Annotated in this window: 11 protein-coding genes; 8 read left to right on the top strand and 3 right to left on the bottom strand. The window is 65.1% G+C overall.

What is annotated here, in order from left to right; all coding sequences use genetic code 11:
* The first annotated feature begins 147 nt into the window (after positions 1-147).
* Positions 148-1,122: an NAD(P)-dependent alcohol dehydrogenase gene (locus ACLQ62_RS09775; RefSeq protein WP_411721441.1), complete on the top strand. Its 975-nt coding sequence runs from the start codon at positions 148-150 to the stop codon at positions 1,120-1,122.
* Positions 1,123-1,229: 107 nt separating this feature from the next.
* Here ACLQ62_RS09775 and ACLQ62_RS09770 read toward each other — a convergent pair whose 3' ends face one another.
* Both ACLQ62_RS09770 and ACLQ62_RS09765 read right to left on the bottom strand, forming a co-directional pair.
* Entirely contained in the window at positions 1,230-2,516 is a 1,287-nt protein-coding gene (locus ACLQ62_RS09770) for an alkaline phosphatase family protein (RefSeq protein ID WP_411721440.1), read from the bottom strand.
* Positions 2,513-4,165 carry an alkaline phosphatase D family protein gene (locus tag ACLQ62_RS09765; protein ID WP_411721439.1) on the bottom strand — a complete coding sequence of 551 codons (1,653 nt, stop codon included), beginning with the start codon at positions 4,163-4,165 and terminating at the stop codon, positions 2,513-2,515. Before ACLQ62_RS09765 ends, ACLQ62_RS09770 begins: the two co-directional genes overlap by 4 nt.
* 351 nt (positions 4,166-4,516) lie before the next feature.
* Here ACLQ62_RS09765 and ACLQ62_RS09760 point away from each other — a divergent pair, with 351 nt between their 5' ends.
* Positions 4,517-5,566, top strand: a complete 1,050-nt coding sequence (locus ACLQ62_RS09760) for a hypothetical protein (protein ID WP_411721438.1) — start codon at positions 4,517-4,519, stop codon at positions 5,564-5,566.
* Between the two features lie 84 nt (positions 5,567-5,650).
* A complete protein-coding gene (locus ACLQ62_RS09755; RefSeq protein ID WP_411721437.1) occupies positions 5,651-6,682 on the top strand; it encodes an isopenicillin N synthase family dioxygenase in 1,032 nt (343 codons plus the stop codon).
* 99 nt (positions 6,683-6,781) lie between these two features.
* Here the strand turns inward: ACLQ62_RS09755 and ACLQ62_RS09750 are convergent, their stop codons facing one another.
* Entirely contained in the window at positions 6,782-7,939 is a 1,158-nt protein-coding gene (locus ACLQ62_RS09750; RefSeq protein WP_411721436.1) for an ROK family protein, read from the bottom strand.
* A gap of 159 nt (positions 7,940-8,098) precedes the next feature.
* Here ACLQ62_RS09750 and ACLQ62_RS09745 point away from each other — a divergent pair, with 159 nt between their 5' ends.
* Genes ACLQ62_RS09745 through ACLQ62_RS09725 form a run of 5 tightly spaced genes read left to right on the top strand, consistent with a single transcriptional unit; the run spans position 8,099 to position 14,692 of the window.
* Positions 8,099-9,376, top strand: a complete 1,278-nt coding sequence (locus ACLQ62_RS09745; protein ID WP_411721435.1) for an ABC transporter substrate-binding protein — start codon at positions 8,099-8,101, stop codon at positions 9,374-9,376.
* A 29-nt stretch (positions 9,377-9,405) separates the two neighbouring features.
* Positions 9,406-10,329 (top strand): carbohydrate ABC transporter permease, encoded by a 924-nt coding sequence (locus tag ACLQ62_RS09740; protein WP_411721434.1) that lies wholly within the window; start codon positions 9,406-9,408, stop codon positions 10,327-10,329.
* On the top strand, positions 10,326-11,177 hold the full coding sequence (locus tag ACLQ62_RS09735) for a carbohydrate ABC transporter permease (protein ID WP_411721433.1): 852 nt from the start codon (positions 10,326-10,328) through the stop codon (positions 11,175-11,177). Before ACLQ62_RS09740 ends, ACLQ62_RS09735 begins: the two co-directional genes overlap by 4 nt.
* 4 nt (positions 11,178-11,181) lie before the next feature.
* The gene (locus ACLQ62_RS09730) at positions 11,182-12,477 is read left to right on the top strand and encodes an ADP-ribosylglycohydrolase family protein (RefSeq protein WP_411721432.1); all 1,296 of its coding nucleotides are present in this window, start codon (positions 11,182-11,184) and stop codon (positions 12,475-12,477) included.
* A gap of 1 nt (position 12,478) precedes the next feature.
* Entirely contained in the window at positions 12,479-14,692 is a 2,214-nt protein-coding gene (locus ACLQ62_RS09725; RefSeq protein ID WP_411721431.1) for an alpha-galactosidase, read from the top strand.
* Positions 14,693-14,838: the final 146 nt, after the last annotated feature.

Below are 14,838 nucleotides of genomic sequence, written 5' to 3'. Positions count from 1 at the left end.
GCGCGACACTTTCACCCGCGCGAGCATGTCGGCAGGGCACGGCTAGCCGGCTCCTGCTCGGCGCTGGCCCTATCGCAACCCCTCGTTTGTTGCGAGACTTCGGCTGAGGCAGCAGGTACCCGACGTTCGACTCACCGAGGAGCAGACATGAAGGCAGTGACCCAGGACCGGTACGGCGCGCCAGAGGTGCTCCGCATCGAGGAGCGGGAACCTCCGACGCCCGGCGACAACGATGTGCTCGTCCGTGTGCGCGCCGCCGGTGTCGACGCCGGCGTGTGGCACGTCACGGCCGGCAAGCCGTACCTCCTGCGCCTGATCGGCTTCGGCCTGCGGGCGCCGAAGCAGAAAACCCCGGGGCGGGATGTCGCGGGCCTCGTCGCCGAGGTCGGCAAGAACGTGACCCGGTTCAAGCCGGGGGACGAGGTGTTCGGCACCACTCTCGAGGGCAGTTTCGCCGAGTTCGTGCGCACCTCAGAGGACCGGCTCGCCCTCAAGCCGGCGACAATCAGCTTCGAGCAGGCGGCGGCGGTTCCGGTGTCGGGAAGTGCGGCACTCCACGCCTTGCGCGATGCCGGTCGCCTGCGGGCGGGCGAAAGAGTGCTGGTCCTGGGCGCCGGTGGTGGTGTCGGCTCGTTCGCTGTGCAGATCGCGGTTGCCCTCGGCGCCACGGTGACCGGCGTGTGCAGCGCGTCGAAGGTCGACTTCGTGCGAACCCTCGGTGCGCAGCGCGTGATCGACTACGACTGGGAGGACTTCACCGACGACGGGGAGCGCTACCACCTCATCGTCGACACGGCCGGGCACAACTCGCTCTCGCGCCTGCGCGGGGTACTGGTTCGGTACGGCACCCTCGTCATCGTCGGTGGTGAGGGCGGTGGCTGGCTGTTGGGCGGCTTCGGCCGTTCGCTCCGCGCTCCGCTCGTCTCGGCTTTCGCCAGCCAGAGACTGATCGGCCTGATCTCCGAGGAGGACCAGCCGGCTCTCGAAACGCTGCGCGACATGCTCGCCGACGGCAGCATCACGCCCGCGATAGACAGGGTGTTCCCGCTCGAGAAGGCAGCAGAAGCGATCGAGTACCTCCACGCGGGCAGCCCGCGCGGCAAGGTCGTCGTGACGGTCTAAGCGGTGTCCGTACTCGACCTGCGTGGGTAGCATGAGCCGCACCCGCTGACTGAGCCAGCGGCATCCGCCCGACGGGGGGTCCGGGCGGTCACTGCACGCTCACCGTCTCATGCGGTGAAGGCGCTGCTCCGGGCGGCACCGTCGTAACCGCCGGCCGGTGCACCCAAGCCGAACAGGTAGCCCACGGTCGGCGCGATGTCTATGGTTCGCGCCTGCTCGGAGGAGACTGCTCCTCGACGGACACGTGGGCTGCCCCCGCCGATGAAGAAAGGGATGGGTTCTGTGGCCGGATGCCCGTGATTGCCCGGAATGGGATTGGACAACACAAAGGGATCCGAGAAGCGCCAGCCCGCCCGGCAGGTGACGATCAGGTCGCCTGCTTCCGACCCGAGACGAAGGCTGCCTGGGTCCGAGACGGCGAGCACGCCGGGGTGCGCTGACACGAGTCGGGACACCTCCGACAGCGCTGACGCTTTGGCTTCGTCGGGGCCGGTCCAGTACAGCAGGTCCGCTCCCCCGTTCTGCGCGATGACCACCTGCGAACGCAGGTCCTCACGCGCCCTGAGGATCAGGTCCACAGAGATGACATTCGTTGGAATCGACCAGTCCATTGAGTGGTCAGCGAGGACCATCACCACGCTGGTTTCCCATTTGCCGGTTTCGGTGAGGTGATCGACAAAGCGGCCGACCTGAGCGTCTGTGGACACCAATGCCGCAGTTCTCGCCGCCTGCAGCGTGGTTCCGCTGAGGTCACTGTGACCCAGTCGATCGACGTCTCCAAGATTGGCGAAGGTCAGATCGGGATCAGCGGCATCGACCATGGCGAGAAGCGCGTCCATGGTGGCGGCGTCCGGAGCGTGTCCGCTGACGGGAACGATGGGCGAGGGTTCCCAACGGTAGGTAGCGCGCTCGCCGAAAATCCCGTAGAGATACTCCTTGCTCAGGACGGTGCCGGTCGTCCGGCCCTTTTTATTGAGCCGCTCGAGAATGGTCGGGAAGCGGAGGTCCGTTGGCCGGTCGAGGTCGCGCTGGACGCCTTCGGCCCGGTCGAAGATTTTGTTGGCCGGAACCCCGGTCCGGTCGGGCCGGGCCCCGGTCATCATCATGACGTGGTTGGGGATGGTTTCCATCACCGGAAGCGATCGTGCCGCCGGATAGGAGGTGCCGCCAGCGCGAAGCGCCGCCAGGCGCGGAGTGAGCAGTGGGGTGATCTCGTCTGGACGGCAGCCGTCGACAACCAGCACATAGGCCCGTACCCGCTCTGCCGGTCCTCGGCGCTTCGCCCATGCGGCCTCCGGGGCGCCGGAAAGCACGACGGCGGCTCCGCCGACGGCACCCCAGCGGAGAATCTGCCGGCGGGTTGCGCCCTCATTGACGGGGAGGGATGCGCTCATGCTTGGGTCACTTTCTGCGTTCCTGCGGCTACCTGCCAGGACTGCTGAAGAGAAGCACCTGAGGCCGGGTCCGTCCGTTCCTCAAGGACGTACCAGTCCATCCGGGCCCCACTGGGAGACACTTCGAGCATCGAATAGCCGTGGGAATCGAAGTCGAGGTATTTCACCTGCGGGTTGTTGGCCTTGAGCGCCGCTTCGACGGCAAGCGACGCGGTCCGTGGGGGAACCCGCAGGATGTCATCGAGGTTGTCGCTGGTGACAGAGGTGCAGACCAGTTCCACACCGACGGATTTTCCGTTGAGGGGGTAGGTCAGGGGGTCCGCCGGAAGGTCGCAGGCCCAACCGGAGTGAATGTCTCCGGTGAGGAACACCGTGTCAGTGATCGCCCGGTCGCGAAGATGACGCAGGACCCTGGACTGGTCGGCGCCGTAGCCATCCCACTGGTCGACGTTGTAAGGCACACCGTCGACCGTTGTCGTACCGAGGAGTTGCTGCATCGCGCCAACCTCAGTCGTGCTGAGGGTGGACGGGAACCGAATCGGAGTGATCATGACGGGATTGCCGACCAGTTTCCACTGGGTCTCCTGTGACGAGAGCCCGTCGAGCAGCCAGTCCATTTGGGCTTCACCGGTGATGGTGCGGTCCGGGCTGTCAATGGCTTCGTCGGTGACACCGGATGCCTGTTCGTCGCGGTAGGTGCGCAGGTCCAGCATCGAGATACTGGCCAGCGAGCCGAAGGTGAGACGGCGGTAAAGCTGACCGCCAGCGTCGTAGCGCACCGGCATCCACTCGGCGTAGGCCTGCTGCGCTGCCGCGCGGCGGTTCTCCCACGAACCTTCTGCGCCTTCGGTGTGGTTTTCGGCGCCGCCGGACCAGGCGTCGTTCGTTAATTCATGGTCGTCCCAGGTCACGACGAATGGTGCGGCAGCGTGAAGCGCCTGAAGGTCGGCGTCCTGCTTGTACTGCGCGTGCCGACGCCGGTAGTGCTCCAGGACGGTCATCTCGACCGCCGGGTCGTGGGGCCGGACGACGACATCCCGGGCCTGATACTGGCCGGGAGCGTACTCGTAGAGGTAGTCGCCCAGATGCAGGACGAGGTCGAGGTCTTGCTGCGCCGCGAGGTGACGGTAGGAGGAGAACCAGCCTGCCTGCAGGTTGGCGCAAGACACAACGCCGATACGCAGCCGGTCCACCGCCGCACCGGGGGCGGGCGCTGTGCGGGTGCGACCGACGGCCGACACGTCCTTGCCCATTGTGAAGCGGTACCAATAGGTCGTCCCAGGTTTCAGGCCGCTGGCTTCCGCCTTGACGGTATGGTCGCGTGCCGGTCCGGTGGGTGTGTTTCCCCGGGCGACGATGCGCCGGAAGTCGGGTGAGTTGGATACTTCCCAGGTGACCTTCACTTGTGGCCCCTGGCCTGAACCTGGCAGTGAGTTCTCGGTCGGAGTCACCCGGGTCCAGAGCAGGATGCCATCGGGAAGCGGATCTCCTGAGGCGACACCGTGGCGGAATGCGGTTGTTGCGGCCGGCGCGGCGGTGACAGCGGCGCCTGCTCGTGTGCTGGCGTCGGCGCCGACCGCGGCGAAAGTGCCTGCCGCTGCGAGGGTGCCGGCAGCACGCAGGACATCACGGCGAGTGAAAGGGGACATGTCTCCATTAGATATTGGCGCCCCTGCTGGGTGGAAACCTGCTGAGGCGTCTGCACTGAACGTTTTCGTCAAATTCACATACCTTCAACCTTGCCAACTAGCTCGTTGAGAGTGGGTGCTCTCCCTTGCCCGGCTATTCGCCTCTAACTACTTTCTGTTATTATCGTCAGTAATCAAGAAGTTTTGTTGTCAGCGGAGGGCCGGGGCGCAGTGAAAAATCCCTATCGTCCAGGTGCCGCGAATGCACCACTCTTTCTCGCTGGTCGTGAATCTCAGGAGAGAATACTTCGTGCAATTCTGCGTGGCGCCCCCGAGATTCCTGCTAATTACCGAATCACTGGGCTCCGGGGCGTGGGCAAGACCGTGTTGCTCAAGCACTTCGAGGAGGTGACTAAAGGGGAACTGAATTGGGCTGCATGCAGGCTGCAATTAGAGCCTCGTCACAACCGCGACGATGCAATCGTCGGTCTTCTCAGTTCAGCGTTGGAAAGCGTTCGGGCAGAAATCTCCCGGATGCAGAAGCTGAAACAACGAGCCGAGAACATCGTCGAATCGGTCCGATCGCTCGCCAGCGTGACCATCGAGGATGTGACGGTGAGCTTCGGCGGGACGATGGATTCCCAAACGGTGAATCTGGCGAGTGAAATTCTGGAAACCACTCGTATCGCTCTTTCTGCAGGGAAGCCGGGACTCATCATCATGCTCGATGAGGCGCAAGTTTTGGTGGACGAGAAGGATCGTGACGGGCAGCATCCGCTCTCGCTCCTCGTTGCAGCAGTGAACCGCCTTCAGGAGCAACAGGTGCCTGTGGCTCTCGTGCTATGTGGTTTGCCGACGCTGAAAGCGAACCTTCTCAAGGCGCGCACTTACAGCGAACGGATGTTCCGCGGCGAAGAAGTCGGGCGGCTGTCTCGAGAGGAGACCCGGGAAGCCTTCCTGCGTCCGTTGGAGGGAACAGGGAAAACCGCCTCCGATGAGCTCGTTCGCGATGTGATCGAGGATGTGGAGGGGTACCCGTACTTCGTGCAGCTGTGGGGCGCGGAGTTGTGGGAGGAGGCGGAGAGCGTCGAGTTCGAGACACTTTCGCCCGAGTTGTTGGAGGGCTTGAGGGGGGTTATCTTCAAACGTCTCGACCACGACTTCTACGATACGAGGATTGACTCCCTGACCCCGGCTGAGCAAGACCTGCTCCTGCTGACTGCTGAGTGTGACTATCCGCCGCTGCGAACATCGGACATACACAAGGTCACTTCTCGCAAGCAGGGCAACGTCAACGTTCTCATGGGCCGGCTCGCGGAACAGGGTGTGGTCTACAGAACACAGAAGGGGCTTTATGAATACACGGCGCCGAAGTTTCATGAGTATTTGATCAGACGGAAGCAACGTGATGACTGGAAGTAGCAATTCTGGATCGGGACACCGGCCTGCTCACCGCCGCTCGTCACATTGGCCGGAGCATCCACTTCGGCGTGCCAGCATGGAGGCATGAGCTCAAGCCTTCCGATCCTCGACTTCTCCCGACTGGATGCCGGCGCCGATGAAGCCGCCGCGTTCCGTGCCGACCTGCTGCGTGCGACCCATGAGGTCGGGTTCTTCTACCTCGTCGGCCACGGCGTCGACCGGGAGCTCATCGACGACCTCCTCGATGTCTCACGCCGGTTCTTCGACCTGCCGACCGAAGAGAAGCTCAAGCTCGAGAACGTGCACAGCCCGCAGTTCCGCGGGTACACCCGCGTCGGCGGTGAACTCACCCACGGTGACGTTGACTGGCGTGAGCAGATCGACATCGGACCCGAACGGGATGCCGTCGAGCTGACCGCAGGAACGCCCGACTACTGGCGCCTCGAAGGTCCCAACCTGTGGCCCGAGTCGCTGCCGGAACTGCAGACGGTCGCCGAGCGGTGGAACGACGAACTCAGCCGTGTCTCCCTGCGGTTGCTGCGCGCCTGGGCGTTGGCGCTCGGTGCCCCCGAGGATGCCTTTGATGAAGCCTTCGCCGACAAGCCGTTCGCGCTGACGAAGATCGTGCGGTACCCCGGCGAGTCCGGCGCCGAGCGCAAGCAGGGCGTCGGGGCGCACCGCGACGGCGGAGTGCTCACCCTGCTGCTGGTCGAGCCGGACAAGGAAGGCCTGCAGGTTGAGTTCAACGGTGAGTGGATCGATGCGCCCTCGATCCCCGGGGCATTCGTCGTGAACATCGGCGAGATGCTCGAGCTCGCGACCGGCGGCTACCTCAAGGCGACGCTGCACAAGGTGTTCTCACCGCCGATCGGGTCGGACCGCATCTCGGTGCCGTTCTTCTTCAACCCGGCGCTCGACACGGTGATGCCGAGACTCGAGCTGGACCCCGAACTTGCCGCGGCGGCTCGTGGCCTCTCGGTCGACCCGACGAACAGCCCGATCCTCGACACCTATGGAGACAACGCGCTCCGGTACCGCCTGCGGGCGCACCCGAATGTGGCGGAGATCCACCACAAGGACCTGCTTAAACCTTCGACCCCCGGCACCCCGGCCTGAGAGAAGAAAAGTGAATCGCGGATAAGGCCCCTCCGGGCGCCGCTGGAAACCGTGCGGGAGTCCGCCATCGAGAGTAGTTCGGCCGGCGTTCTCAGGACGTCACTCGATTCCTGCCCTTGGTCCAGGCGCACGAGGGAACTCCCGCTGCAGAGCCACGACCGCTGCACCCCGCGCCCACTCAAAAAAGTCAGCGGGCTGAATCACGACGTCGACCGGCGGTACATCCACGGCGCGATACTGGTTGAGGCCTGCGGCGAGTGAGTCCCCCGCGGTCTCGGCGAGTGGGACAGCTTCGCCCGACAGGATGACGCGGCGTACGGATGTGACGTCGCTGATCATCGAGGCGGCGCGACCGACCGCCCACGCTGCGTCGCTGAGCACACGGGTCGCGATCAGGTCGCCCTCTTGGGCAAGCGCGATCACCTCGTCGAAACCGAGCGTGCGCTGGTGCCCGACGGAGGCGGCCGCGGTGATCGAACCGACCGTCGCGTAGGCCGCGAGGCATCCGCGGTGGCCTGACGGGCATACCGGTCCGCCTTGGTCGATCGGGAGGTGCCCGACGGGCCCGGTCTCCGTCGGTACGAGTGCATCACCGAGAACGAGACCGTAGCCGATACCGGCGCCAATGGTGAGGAGGGCGAATCCGGGAAACCCGCGCCCCCATCCGAACCAATGCTCGGCGTTCGTCAAGCCGATCACGTCGTTGTCGACGTGCACAGGTGCATCCAGGACAACGGATGCCAGCTGCCGCAGCTCGACCTGCTTCCAGCCCAGATACGGCGAATCGACGACGACACCGTTCCGCACGCGCCCGCCGAGGGTGATGCCCACACCGTCGATGGTTGCGCCTCGAGCCAGTGAACGAACCAGGGCCTGGATCGTGCGCACCACATCGTCTGGAGTGGTCGCCGACAGCGGTAGCGATGCGCTATCGAGCACCTGCGCGCGCAGATCGGTGAGTACGGCGAAAGCGGTGTCTGCGGTGAGTTTCACGCCGATGAAACGGTAATCATCGACAACGTCGAGCAGCAAAGAGGAGCGACCGAGTGCCGACGACCGCACCGGCTCCGCCTCGATCAGCACACCGCCGGCGATCAGTGGCTTGACAAGACGCGTCAGGCTGGCCGGGGACAGGTTCATGCGATCGGCGAGCTGTGCGCGTGACCGCGGACCATGCACGAGCACCTCGACGGCGACTGCCAGGGAGGTGCGGGGATAGCGCGTGGGCTGATCGAGACCTAGATAGTTTTGGTCCAAAACTATTTACCCTCCGTTAATCTCATATCCTCCCGACGTGGGGGTGTCTGAGTCAGAGTCTAGAGCGTGATCAGCCGCAATACTTTCTAACCGAAACTTGCGGAGGTCACCCGGGTCACCGGACATCCGTTCTCCACCGTCTCACACCCAAGGACAGAAATGACATCTCGCCACTCACTCGCCGCTGTCGCAGGCATCGGCTCGCTAGCGCTGCTGCTCAGCGGATGCACACCGGGCAGCTCGACTGCCTCTTCGGGGGAGGGCGACGGCACCCTTCGTTACCTGATCGAGCAGCAGGAGGACCCGGAGTTCATGCCGATGATCGAGGCCCGGGTCGCGGAGTTCGAAGAGAAGAACCCCGGAATCACTATCGAGATCGATGCGATGCCCTTCGACACAATGCGCACCGTCCTGCAGACCCAGCTTCAGTCGGGCGACGGGCCGGATGTCTTCAACTGGGGCTCGGGTCCGAGCTTCGCCGGCAGCCTCGCCGAGGCAGGACTGCTGTATGACCTCACGGAGAGCTACGAGAAGAACGAGTGGCCGATCTACGAGTTCGCGAAGGAGCGCGTCACCGTCGACGGCAAGGTGATCGGAATTCCGGGCGACATCGAGACGGTCGGGGTGTATTACAACAAGACGATCTTCGACGACCTCGGCATCGACCAGCCCGAGAACCTCGGCGACCTCGAGGCGGCGGCCGCCGGCATCAAAGAGTCCGGAGTCATCCCGTTCGCGGTGAGTGACCAGGAAGGCTGGCAGGCAGGCCACCTGCTGAGCATGACACTCTCGAGCCGAGTGGGTTCGGAGGGTATCGCCGACCTGATCGACGGCAAGGCCTCCTGGACGTCGCCCGAGGTCGTCGAATCGCTGGCGCTCTGGGCCGGCTTCAACGACGCGGGCTACCTGCCGGAGTTCCCGACCGCAATCTCCTACGACGCCGGTGCCGCACTGTTCTACTCCGGAGAGGCAGCCATGTTGCCGACCGGTAGCTGGTTCATCCCCGAGGTTGAGGCGAACACCGACTTCGAGGTCGGCTACATCCCGTTCCCGAGCGAAGACGGCCCCGGAATCTTCACAGCCGGTCTGGGCTCCGGTCCGCTCGTCTCCGCAAACACCGACAGCCCGGATGCCGCGATCAAGTTCGTCGACTTCCTGGTCTCGGAGGAGCACGGCAAGTGGGGAGTGGAAAACCTCGGAACCATCCCTCCGTTCCCGATCGACACGAAGGACGTCGAGGCGCTGCCGTTGCTCACCCAGGTGATCGATGACACTGCGACCTTCGCCGGCGGAACCAGCGACCTCGGGACGAACATCGACGTGGTCGCCAGCGACCTCTTCAATCAGACGATGTACGACGGATTTCAGGCCCTGTTCACGGGGCAGAAGACTCCGGAGCAAGTAGCCGAAGAACTCGAAACAGCGGCACGGAAGTAATGAAGGCGAGGGGGAAACAGGACAGAACGATGACTTCATCGACCAGAAGTTACTCAGCGCCGCGAGTCACCCGACGAGCGCAGGCTCGCCTGGGCGTCGCCCTCGTAGCACCACTGCTCGTACTCGTGATCGTCTTCTTCCTGTTCCCCCTCGGGAGCGCCATCTACTACTCGATGCTCGACTACAACGGAGTCGACCCCTCGCCCGCGTTCGTCGGGTTCGGCAACTTTCTCGAACTCGCCACCGATCCCGCACTCGGCCCGGCGTTCCTGAACAACATCATCTGGATCGTCCTCGGCACGGCGGCACCCGTGGTCATCGGCCTGGGGCTCGCCCTCCTGATGTGGAGGGTGCGTCGCGGGAGCACGCTGTACCGTGTCGCCCTGTTCCTGCCGTACATTCTCCCCGCGGTTGCGGCCGGAGTGGTGTGGGGGTGGATCTACGATCCGATGCGTGGCTGGCTCAACCAGCTGCTTCGATTGGTCGGCCTCGACGCCTTCGCGACAGGATGGCTCGGCAACCCGAACACCGCCCTGTATGCAGTACTCGTGACTGCGGTCTGGGCGACCACCGGATTCGTTTTCGTCGTGTTGCTGTCGTCGTTGCGCAACGTCGATGCCGAGTTGCTCGATGCGGCACGGATGGACGGCGCCAACTCTCTGCAGCGCGTCTGGTACATCGTGCTGCCTCAGATCATGCCCGTGTTCCTGATGATCGTCACGCTTACGCTGGTCGGCGGGTTCGCCGTCTTCGACATCGTCTTCATCATGACCGGAGGTGGTCCGTCGAACGCGACCGAAGTGCTGGGCACCTACGCCTACAGCAATGCCTTCCAGCTCAACCGCATCAGCTACGGCACGGCGCTTGCGCTCGTGATCACCGTGCTCGCCGTTCCCTTCGCCATCGCGCTCAACCGCCTGCAGCGCAGGCTCTCGCTTCAGGAGTCCGTATGAGTATCCCGAGAAACCGCATCTCGCCGCGCCGACGTGTCGTTCGCGCCTCGCACCACCTGCTTCTCATCGTCCTGTCACTCCTGTCGCTGTTCCCGGTGATCCTCATCCTCTCCACCGCACTCAAGACGGAGCAGGACGTGAAGGTCAATCCGTTCGGCCTCTTCTCGTCGTTCTCGTTCGAGAACATCGTGCAGGCCTGGACGGTCGGCGAGTTCGGCTCGTACCTGTGGGACAGCGTGCTGCTCTCCATCCCCAGCACCGTACTCACCGTCGTGCTGTCGACGATGGCTGGGTACGCGTTCGCCCGCCTGCCGTTCCCTGGGCGCAACATCCTGTTCTATGCGGTGGTGCTCGGTCTGCTCGTGCCGTTCTTCGCCTACATGATTCCGCTGTACTTTCAGCTGCGCACCATGGGAATGCTCGACACCCTCGTCGGCACGATCCTTGTGCTGACGACGACCGGGCTGGCGTTCGGCGCCTTCTTCATGCGGGCATTTTTCTCCGACCTTCCCGATGAGCTCGAGCAGGCCGCACGCATCGACGGTGCGTCAGAGGCCCGCATCTTCGCGCAGGTGATGCTGCCGCTGGCCGCACCCGGCATCGGAACCCTGACCGTGTTCAGCTTCCTGTCGAACTGGAACAACTTCCTCGTGCCGCTCCTCTACCTGCCCAGCGGGGAATACCGCCCGCTGACCACGGGACTCTATCTGTTCGTCGGAGGTCGATCCGTTGACATCGGCCCTCTCGCTGCGGGAGCGCTCATCACGATCCTTCCCGTGGTCCTCCTCTTCATCCTGTTGCAGCGCCAGGTGACCGAGGGCTTCATGTCCGGCGCGGTGAAAGGTTAGACAAATGCACGACGTACTTGACGCCCGTGACCTCGTTCCCGATGAGGCCGAGGAACTGCAGGTGAGCGGATATCCGGTCGGGGATCTTCTCGAAGTGGCCCGCGATGCGGCCGCGGCCGGGAACATTGAACTGCTGGGAACCATCGAAGCCCGGCTCGGTGAGCTGCGGCCCGGGCCGGACTGGCCATACGACGAACCACAGGACGAGCAGGTGCTTCGCGCGCTCTGCGCCGCCGCACCCCGCACCGGGTTCGACGCTGCGGCCCTGCCCGATCAGATTCGCGGAGCCTGGCTTGGACGCGCGGTCGCCAACACGCTCGGCAAGCCGATCGAGGGCCTGACCCGTGCCGAAGTGGAGGTCTACCTGCGCGCCGCAGGCCACTGGCCGCTCCGGGGCTACCTCCCGCTCCTCGACCCGCTGCCCGACGGCGTCGCCGGGCTGCATCCCTCCGCTCCCATCGCAACCGCTGGGCGGTTCGAAGAGGTCCCACGCGACGACGACATCGACTGGACGATCCTCGGGATGCTCGCGCTCGAGCGTCACGGTCGCGAGTTCACCACCGATCAGCTCGCTGCTCTCTGGCTCGACCGGATGCCGTTCACTCAGACGTACACCGCGGAGCGGGCCGCCTACCGCAACCTCCTCGCCGGCTTCACCCCGCCCGCCACAGCGACCCACCGCAACCCGTACCGGGAGTGGATCGGCGCGCTCATTCGCGTCGATGTCTACGGCTACGTGCATCCCGGGAACCCGGGTGCGGCCGCCGCCCTCGCCATCACCGACGCCCGGCTCTCGCATGTCGGAAACGGAATGTACGGTGCGATGTGGGCGGCGGCGCTGATCTCGGCGGCGTTCGCCGCGGCATCCGCCCGCGACGCGCTCGAACGCTCCCTCGTCGTCGTCCCCGCCGGATCACGGCTTGCTGAGGCGCTTTCCCGGATGCTTCAACTCCACAAACAGGGAGCGACGTACGTCGACGCACTCGACACGATCGACCGGGAGCTGGGCCACTATAGCTGGGTGCACACCATCAACAACGCCGCACAGATCGCTGCCGGGCTGCTCTGGGGCGAGGACTTCCTCAGCGCGGTGGGTATTGCCATCGAGGGCGGCCGTGACACCGACTCAAACGCGGCCACCGTCGGCAGCGTCTTCGGTGCTTTGCACGGCTCGACCGCCATCCCGGAGTCCCTGCTCATCACCGAACCCGTGCACGTTCGCAGTGCCGTGCGCGACTTCGACCGCATCACAATCGACGAACTGACGGCGCGAACGCTGCGGCTCGTCGAGAAGGAATGACATGTCTTCTCTCCACATCGATGCCTCCGCCGCATCTGAAACTCAGGTCGCCGAATCGGATCTGCCCCTCCACCTCAGCACGGCCGGCGTGAGCCTTGTCGTGGACACCGCGACGACTGTGCCCCGCATTCTCTACTGGGGTGCGGCCGTATCGCTCGATCGGGACGATCTCGCCGCGTTGCGCTCGGCCGCCGACGGAATCGGCGTCGTCGAGGGAGTGAGCGCTCCCCTCGCGCCCACCGTTCTGCCCCTGCCGTCGGACGGCTGGGTCGGGACGCCGGGAATTGAAGGGCACCGTTCAGGCCGGCGGTTCTCGCCTCTGTTCCAGGCGACCTCGCGTCAGCTGATCGAGGCAACGGGGGAGCGGATGCTGCGGGTCGAAGCCGCGGACACCGCTGCGGGTCTCGCGCTCCAGGTGAGCATCGCGCTCCTCGATTCCGGTCTCCTGCGGCTGGACGCATCGCTGCGGAACACCGGCACGGACGAATACGAACTGGATGGGGTGCGGCTCACTGTTCCGGTGCCCACCGAGGCTCAGGAGATTCTCGACTTCGCTGGCCGGCACCTCCGCGAACGCTCACCGCAGCGCTCACCTTTCGGGGTAGGCACCCACCTGCGCGAGAACCGACGGGGCCGCACCGGTTCCGACGCGACCCTGCTGCTGGCTGTAGGCACGACCGGCTTCGGCTTCCAACGCGGCGAGGTGTGGGCGGTGCACACCGCCTGGAGCGGTAACCATCGCACGTACGCAGAGCTCGGGCTCGGGGGGCTGCGTGTCCTCGGCGGCGGGGAACTGCACCTGCCCGGTGAGGTGCGGCTGGCGCCGGGAGAGACGTACCGCAGCCCCGCCCTCTTCGCCGCGTACGGCGACGGCCTCGACACCGTCGCCGGTCGATTCCACAGCCACCTTCGCTCGCAGGTCAGCCATCCGACGTCACCTCGTCCTGTCGTGCTCAACACGTGGGAAGCGGTCTACTTTCAGCATGATCTCGCCGCGCTCACCGAGCTCGCCGAGCGGGGTGCCCGTGTCGGCGTCGAACGTTTTGTGCTCGACGACGGCTGGTTTCGTGGGCGCCGGAACGACCAAGCGGGCCTCGGTGACTGGCAGGTCGACACCGAGGTGTGGCCCGACGGCCTCGACCCGCTCGTGTCGATCGTCCGCGGGCTGGGCATGGATTTCGGGCTCTGGTTCGAACCGGAGATGGTGAATGAGGATTCGGATCTCGCCCGCGAGCATCCGGACTGGATTCTCGGTTCGGGTGAACGGATGCCCCGCCCGGGGCGCAACCAGCAGGTGCTGAACCTCGCCAACCCGGATGCGTTTGCGTACATTCTCGAGTCGATGAGTGAGCTGATCGACCGTTACGGCGTCGACTACGTCAAGTGGGATCACAACCGGGACCTTGTCGAGGGCGGCGACCGCATCACCGGTGAGGCTGCCGTGCACCGGCAGACGCTCGCTGTCTATGCCCTGATCGACGAGCTGCGCCGCCGTTTCCCGGCGCTCGAGATCGAATCGTGCGCTTCGGGCGGAGGTCGCATCGATCTTGGCATCCTGGAGCGCACCGACCGTGTCTGGGCGAGCGATTGTATCGACGCGCTGGAGCGCCAGACCATCCAGCGCTGGACGGGACAGCTGCTGCCACCGGAACTGATCGGGTCCCACGTCGGCGCTCCGGTCGCGCATACCACGCACCGCACGCACTCCCTGTCATTCCGTGCGGCCACCGCTCTGTTCGGATCCTTCGGCATCGAGTGGGACCTGCGTCTGGCGAGCGAGCAGGAGCTCGACGAACTCGCCGCGTGGGTCGCCCTGTACAAGAGCGAGCGGTCACTGCTGCATTCCGGCACGGTCGTGCGTGCCGATCATCCCGACCCTGCGTTCTGGCTGCACGGGGTTGTCGGTGCCGACGCTGAGCAGGCGCTCTTCGCTTTTGTCAGCATGGCGACCGGCGTTGCCGCGCACCCCGGACGGGTTCGGCTGCCAGGCCTGCGCGATGACATTCGGTACCGCGTCGAGGCCGTGGATCTGTCGCGCGCGGCTCTGGTGAAAAGCGCGAGCGGTCAGCCCGACTGGGTCACCGCGCCTCAGACCTTTAGCGGCTCCGTCCTTTCCCGCGTGGGCTTGCAGGCGCCGCGCATCTACCCGGAGCAGGCGTTCGTCGTGCGGCTCGTCGCCGTCGGCCCTGCCACGTCTGCCTCCGAACCCGCCTGATCGACTCTCAACCCCTGGAGAACACACCGTGCCCCATCTCGTCCGCTTTGACTCGCCGCGCGTCGCATCCGTTATCGATGTCGAGACGCCGCTCCTCGGGGCCGGTGATGTCGGCATCCGCACCCTCTACTCGGGTATCAGTGCGG

The sequence above is a fragment of the Mycetocola sp. genome, assembly GCF_046716805.1.
Taxonomy (GTDB): domain Bacteria; phylum Actinomycetota; class Actinomycetes; order Actinomycetales; family Microbacteriaceae; genus Mycetocola_A.
Note: the sequence above shows the minus strand (reverse complement) of the source record. Positions and strands in the feature narration are given on the sequence as shown.

Bases quoted from the DNA above. Each gene is read 5' to 3' on its own strand.
- ACLQ62_RS09755 (WP_411721437.1), top strand. From the start codon at position 5,651: ATGAGCTCAAGCCTTCCGATCCTCGACTTCTCCCGACTGGATGCCGGC.
- ACLQ62_RS09770 (WP_411721440.1), bottom strand. From the start codon at position 2,516: ATGAGCGCATCCCTCCCCGTCAATGAGGGCGCAACCCGCCGGCAGATT.
- ACLQ62_RS09740 (WP_411721434.1), top strand. From the start codon at position 9,406: ATGACTTCATCGACCAGAAGTTACTCAGCGCCGCGAGTCACCCGACGA.
- ACLQ62_RS09745 (WP_411721435.1), top strand. From the start codon at position 8,099: ATGACATCTCGCCACTCACTCGCCGCTGTCGCAGGCATCGGCTCGCTA.
- ACLQ62_RS09765 (WP_411721439.1), bottom strand. From the start codon at position 4,165: ATGTCCCCTTTCACTCGCCGTGATGTCCTGCGTGCTGCCGGCACCCTC.
- ACLQ62_RS09775 (WP_411721441.1), top strand. From the start codon at position 148: ATGAAGGCAGTGACCCAGGACCGGTACGGCGCGCCAGAGGTGCTCCGC.
- ACLQ62_RS09725 (WP_411721431.1), top strand. From the start codon at position 12,479: ATGTCTTCTCTCCACATCGATGCCTCCGCCGCATCTGAAACTCAGGTC.
- ACLQ62_RS09735 (WP_411721433.1), top strand. From the start codon at position 10,326: ATGAGTATCCCGAGAAACCGCATCTCGCCGCGCCGACGTGTCGTTCGC.
- ACLQ62_RS09730 (WP_411721432.1), top strand. From the start codon at position 11,182: ATGCACGACGTACTTGACGCCCGTGACCTCGTTCCCGATGAGGCCGAG.